This window comes from Mesorhizobium sp. M7A.F.Ca.CA.004.06.1.1, from assembly GCF_003999135.1.
Taxonomy (GTDB): Bacteria; Pseudomonadota; Alphaproteobacteria; order Rhizobiales; family Rhizobiaceae; genus Mesorhizobium.
In genome coordinates this window covers 1-4,303 of sequence record NZ_RZPQ01000513.1, presented here as the reverse complement: position 1 = coordinate 4,303, position 4,303 = coordinate 1, and the positions used below count along the sequence as shown (strand labels likewise).

The window sequence follows — 4,303 nt, the reverse complement described above, 5'->3', positions numbered from 1 at the left end:
TCCTGGGCCTTCTTGGCAACATCCTCGGCAGCCATCTGGGCAGCGAACGGGGTCGACTTGCGCGAACCCTTGAAGCCCTGGGCACCGGCCGACGACCAGGCAATCGAATTGCCCTGCGCGTCGGTGATGGTGATCATCGTGTTGTTGAAGGTCGAATTGACGTGGGCAACGCCCGACGAGATGTTCTTGCGTTCGCGACGGCGAACACGAGCGGCTTCCTTGGCCATGATAGTCCTTTCAGTTGATCTCTACACCGCCGTAATGCCAGCGGCTCCACCTTCGTAAGGAAGTAGGGGAATAGGGCAGTAAGGGAGTAGGGAAAAGTGCGACCCGACTGGCGGGCATTCCCTACTGCCTTACTCCCCTACTCCCTTATTCCCCTAAAAAATTACTTCTTCTTGCCGGCGATCGACTTGGCCGGGCCCTTGCGGGTGCGCGCATTGGTATGCGTGCGCTGGCCGCGGACCGGCAGCGAGCGGCGGTGACGCAGGCCGCGGTAGCAGCCGAGGTCCATGAGCCGCTTGATGTTCATCGAGACTTCGCGGCGCAGGTCGCCTTCAACCTGGTAATCGCGGTCGATGGTTTCGCGGATCTGCAGCACTTCCGCGTCGGTAAGCTGGTTGACGCGGCGCTCGGCCGGGATGCCGACCTTGTCGACGATCTCCTGGGCGAACCGCTTGCCAATGCCGTGAATGTATTGAAGCGCAATGACAACGCGCTTGTTGGTCGGAATGTTGACGCCGGCTATACGAGCCATGTTCTTCCCTTCTCCATGTGGGCCGGCCAACCTCAAAAACGAGGCGGGCACGGCGCTGTCTGAAGTTGCCCCGCGTCCGGTGGAGGCCGGCCCATGCGGGAGTTTCCAGTTCAATGCGGCTGCCTTGCCCTTGCGGACAAGCAAAGCTCATGCCTGATAGGAAGACGGGCCGCCATACCGCAGCGAACCGCCTCCGTCAAGTGCAATCGTTAATTTCCCCGCACTGCGTCCTTGAGCACCGCTTCGATCTGTTCCGTCACGGCGTCGATATCGGCCATGCCGTCGACACTGCGGAGCTTGCCCTTGGCATAGTAGTAGCCAATCAGCGGCGACGTCTTCTTGTAGTATTCCCTCAGGCGCTCTTCGAACACGGTCGGGTTGTCGTCCTTGCGAACGGGAAGGCCGGCGGCCTGCGCCTCGTCGGCGCGCTTGACGATCCGGCCAACCAGGGCCTTGTCGTCGACGACGAGCTCAATGACGGCGTCGAGGCCCTGGGAGCGATCCGACAGCATCTGCTCGACCGCATCCGCCTGCACCAGGGTCCGCGGATAGCCGTCGAGGATGAACCCCTTGGCGCAGTCGGGCTGATCGATACGCTCGGCGACGATCGCGTTGACGATCGCGTCGGACACCAGTTCACCGGCATCCATCACCGCCTTGGCGCGCTTGCCGACTTCGGTGCCTGCCTGGACGGCAGCACGCAGCATGTCGCCCGTCGAGAGCTGGGGTATGCCGTGTTTTTCTACCAGTCTTTGTGCTTGCGTCCCCTTGCCCGCTCCTGGCGGCCCAAGCAATATCAACCTCATCTGGCTTTCTTCCCCCCGCGCAGCTTCGACTTCTTGATCAGGCCTTCATACTGGTGCGCGATCAGGTGGCCCTGAATCTGCGCAACCGTATCGAGCGTGACACTGACCACGATCAGAAGCGATGTGCCACCAAGGTAGAATGGTACGCCAGTCGCCGAGATCAGGAACTCCGGCAACAGGCACACCAGCACCAGATAGATGGCGCCGACGACGGTGATGCGGGTGAGAACGTAATCGATGTAATCGGCGGTGCGCTCGCCCGGACGATAGCCCGGGATGAAGCCCGAATGCTTCTTGAGCTGGTCGGCGGTTTCCTTCGGGTTGAAGACAATCGCAGTGTAGAAGAAGGCGAAGAACGCGATCATCGCCGCATAGAATGCCATATAGAGCGGCTGGCCGTGGCCGAGTGCGGCCAGGATCGTGCTTGCCCAGCCCGGCATGTTGGTCGTCTGCGAGAAGCCCGCGACGGTGGCCGGCAGCAACAGCAGCGACGAGGCGAAGATCGGTGGAATGACGCCCGCCGTATTGAGCTTCAGCGGCAGGTGCGATGTATCGCCCTGGAACATGCGGTTGCCGACCTGGCGCTTCGGATACTGGATCAGCAAGCGGCGCTGGGCGCGCTCGAAGAACACGATGAGCGCAATGACGACGACGGCGAGCACGATGATCGCCAGGATCAGGCCGGTCGACAGCGCGCCGGTGCGGCCAAGCTCCAGCGTGCCGGAGATGGCGTGCGGCAGGCCGGCGACGATGCCGGAGAAGATGATCAGCGAAATGCCGTTGCCGATGCCGCGGGCGGTGATCTGCTCGCCGAGCCACATCAGGAACATGGTGCCGCCGAGCAGCGTGAGGACGGTCGAGACGCGGAAGAACATGCCGGGATCGCTGACGATGCCGTTGCCGCCTTCCAGACCGACCGAAATGCCATAGGCCTGAACCAGCCCAAGCAGCACGGTACCGTAGCGCGTGTACTGGTTGATGACCTTGCGGCCCTGCTCGCCTTCCTTCTTCAGCGCTTCCAGCGACGGGATGACCGAGGTCATCAGCTGCATGATGATGGAGGCGGAGATGTAAGGCATGATGCCGAGCGCGAAGATCGCCATGCGCTCCACGGCGCCGCCGGCGAACATGTTGAACATGCCAAGCACGCCCTTGCTCTGCGAGGAGAAGGCCTGGGCGAAGGCGTCGGGATTGATGCCGGGAAGCGGGATGTAGGTGCCGAGGCGATAGACGAGCAGCGCGCCGATCGTGAACCAGATGCGCTTCTTCAAATCCTCCGCCTTGGCGAAGGCCGAGAAATTCAGATTCGAGGCTAATTGTTCAGCAGCCGAAGCCATGCCTGATTCTCCGCTTGGTAACGCTTGATGGCCCTGAGGTCAGGCGGCGCGTTTCACCGAAGCTCACGAGATAAGCTCCGGGCTCTAAACATGCAAGCGGCCGCGTTGACGCGGCCGCCTCGTCGAGCAGATCAAAGCGCAATCGTGAGCAAAAACGGATCCCACTCCTGCCGATCGCGCTTCAAATTGCCGTTACTCGGCAGCTGCCTTTTCCTGCGGCAGCTTGACCGAACCGCCGGCCTTTTCGATCTTCTCGATCGCGGCCTTGGAGGCGCCGGCGACGTCAAAGGCGAGCTTCGCCTTGATCTCGCCGTCCGAGAGGATGCGCACGCCGTCCTTGACGCGGCGGATGACGCCGGCGGCAACCAGCGATTCAGCCGTCACGGTCGCCTTGGCGTCGAGCTTTTTGGCGTCGATGGCCACCTGGATGCGGGCCAGCGACACGACGGTGAAGCTCTTGGCGAAGATGTTATTGAAGCCACGCTTCGGCAGGCGCCGGTAGAGCGGCATCTGGCCACCCTCGAAGCCGTTGATGGCGACGCCGGAGCGCGCCTTCTGGCCCTTGACGCCGCGACCGCCGGTCTTGCCGGAGCCGGAGCCGATACCACGGCCGAGACGCTTCTTGGAGTGCGTCGCGCCGTCCTTGTCACGCAGATCGTTGAGTTTCATCTGAGTTCTCCTGCGCTCTGGCTCAGCCCTCGTCCACGACGCGGACGAGATGCTGGACGGCAGCGATCATGCCGCGCACGGAGGGCGTATCTTCCAGCGTGCGCTGCTTGTGCATCTTGTTGAGGCCGAGGCCGACCAGCGTCGCGCGCTGCTCCTTCGGACGGCGGATCGGCGAACCAATCTGCTCAACGGTGATGGTCTTGGTTGCTTTCTTGGCCATGGTCAAAATCCCTGGTCAGATCGACTATTCTTCAGCCGCAACGGCGGTGCCGCGGCGGGCCTGAAGGGTCGAATACTTGATGCCGCGAGCAGCAGCCACATCCTTGGGATGCATCTGGCTCTTCAGCGCGTCGAAGGTGGCGCGAACCATGTTGTAGGGGTTCGACGAACCCATCGACTTGGCGACCACGTCATGCATGCCGAGCGTCTCGAAGACAGCGCGCATCGGGCCACCGGCGATGATGCCGGTACCTTGCTTGGCGGCGCGCAGCAGCACGCGTCCAGCACCCCAGCGTCCTTCGACGTCGTGATGCAGCGTACGGCCCGAGCGCAGCGGCACGAAGATCATGTCGCGCTTGGCCGATTCAGTTGCCTTGCGGATGGCTTCCGGCACTTCGCGCGCCTTGCCGTGACCAAAGCCGACGCGGCCCTTCTGGTCGCCGACGACGACGAGTGCTGCAAAACCGAAGCGACGGCCGCCCTTGACGACCTTGGCGACGCGGTTGATGTGGACG

General features: G+C 62.6%; 7 protein-coding genes. All 7 read right to left on the bottom strand.

Annotated elements, in window-relative coordinates; translation table 11 throughout:
* A partial coding sequence (gene rpsK, locus EN906_RS24625) for a 30S ribosomal protein S11 (protein ID WP_127375447.1) occupies positions 1–227 on the bottom strand: 227 nt, incomplete at its 3' end.
* A 161-nt stretch (positions 228–388) separates the two neighbouring features.
* A complete protein-coding gene (gene rpsM, locus EN906_RS24620) occupies positions 389–757 on the bottom strand; it encodes a 30S ribosomal protein S13 (RefSeq protein ID WP_013531437.1) in 369 nt (122 codons plus the stop codon).
* A gap of 209 nt (positions 758–966) precedes the next feature.
* Positions 967–1,563 carry an adenylate kinase gene (locus tag EN906_RS24615; protein ID WP_013531436.1) on the bottom strand — a complete coding sequence of 199 codons (597 nt, stop codon included), beginning with the start codon at positions 1,561–1,563 and terminating at the stop codon, positions 967–969.
* Entirely contained in the window at positions 1,560–2,900 is a 1,341-nt protein-coding gene (gene secY / locus EN906_RS24610; RefSeq protein WP_127271595.1) for a preprotein translocase subunit SecY, read from the bottom strand. Before secY ends, EN906_RS24615 begins: the two co-directional genes overlap by 4 nt.
* Positions 2,901–3,092: 192 nt before the next feature.
* Complete coding sequence (gene rplO / locus EN906_RS24605) at positions 3,093–3,569, bottom strand: 50S ribosomal protein L15 (RefSeq protein WP_013531434.1); 477 nt, start codon at positions 3,567–3,569, stop codon at positions 3,093–3,095.
* Positions 3,570–3,591: 22 nt separating this feature from the next.
* Positions 3,592–3,789 carry a 50S ribosomal protein L30 gene (gene rpmD / locus EN906_RS24600; RefSeq protein ID WP_006205449.1) on the bottom strand — a complete coding sequence of 66 codons (198 nt, stop codon included), beginning with the start codon at positions 3,787–3,789 and terminating at the stop codon, positions 3,592–3,594.
* 24 nt (positions 3,790–3,813) lie between these two features.
* A partial coding sequence (gene rpsE / locus EN906_RS24595; RefSeq protein WP_127375446.1) for a 30S ribosomal protein S5 occupies positions 3,814–4,303 on the bottom strand: 490 nt, incomplete at its 5' end.

What these genes read in the sequence shown, in the direction of transcription:
- secY (WP_127271595.1), bottom strand. Translation starts at nt 2,900, where the DNA reads ATGGCTTCGGCTGCTGAACAATTAGCCTCGAATCTGAATTTCTCGGCC.
- rpsM (WP_013531437.1), bottom strand. Translation starts at nt 757, where the DNA reads ATGGCTCGTATAGCCGGCGTCAACATTCCGACCAACAAGCGCGTTGTC.
- EN906_RS24615 (WP_013531436.1), bottom strand. Translation starts at nt 1,563, where the DNA reads ATGAGGTTGATATTGCTTGGGCCGCCAGGAGCGGGCAAGGGGACGCAA.
- rplO (WP_013531434.1), bottom strand. Translation starts at nt 3,569, where the DNA reads ATGAAACTCAACGATCTGCGTGACAAGGACGGCGCGACGCACTCCAAG.
- rpmD (WP_006205449.1), bottom strand. Translation starts at nt 3,789, where the DNA reads ATGGCCAAGAAAGCAACCAAGACCATCACCGTTGAGCAGATTGGTTCG.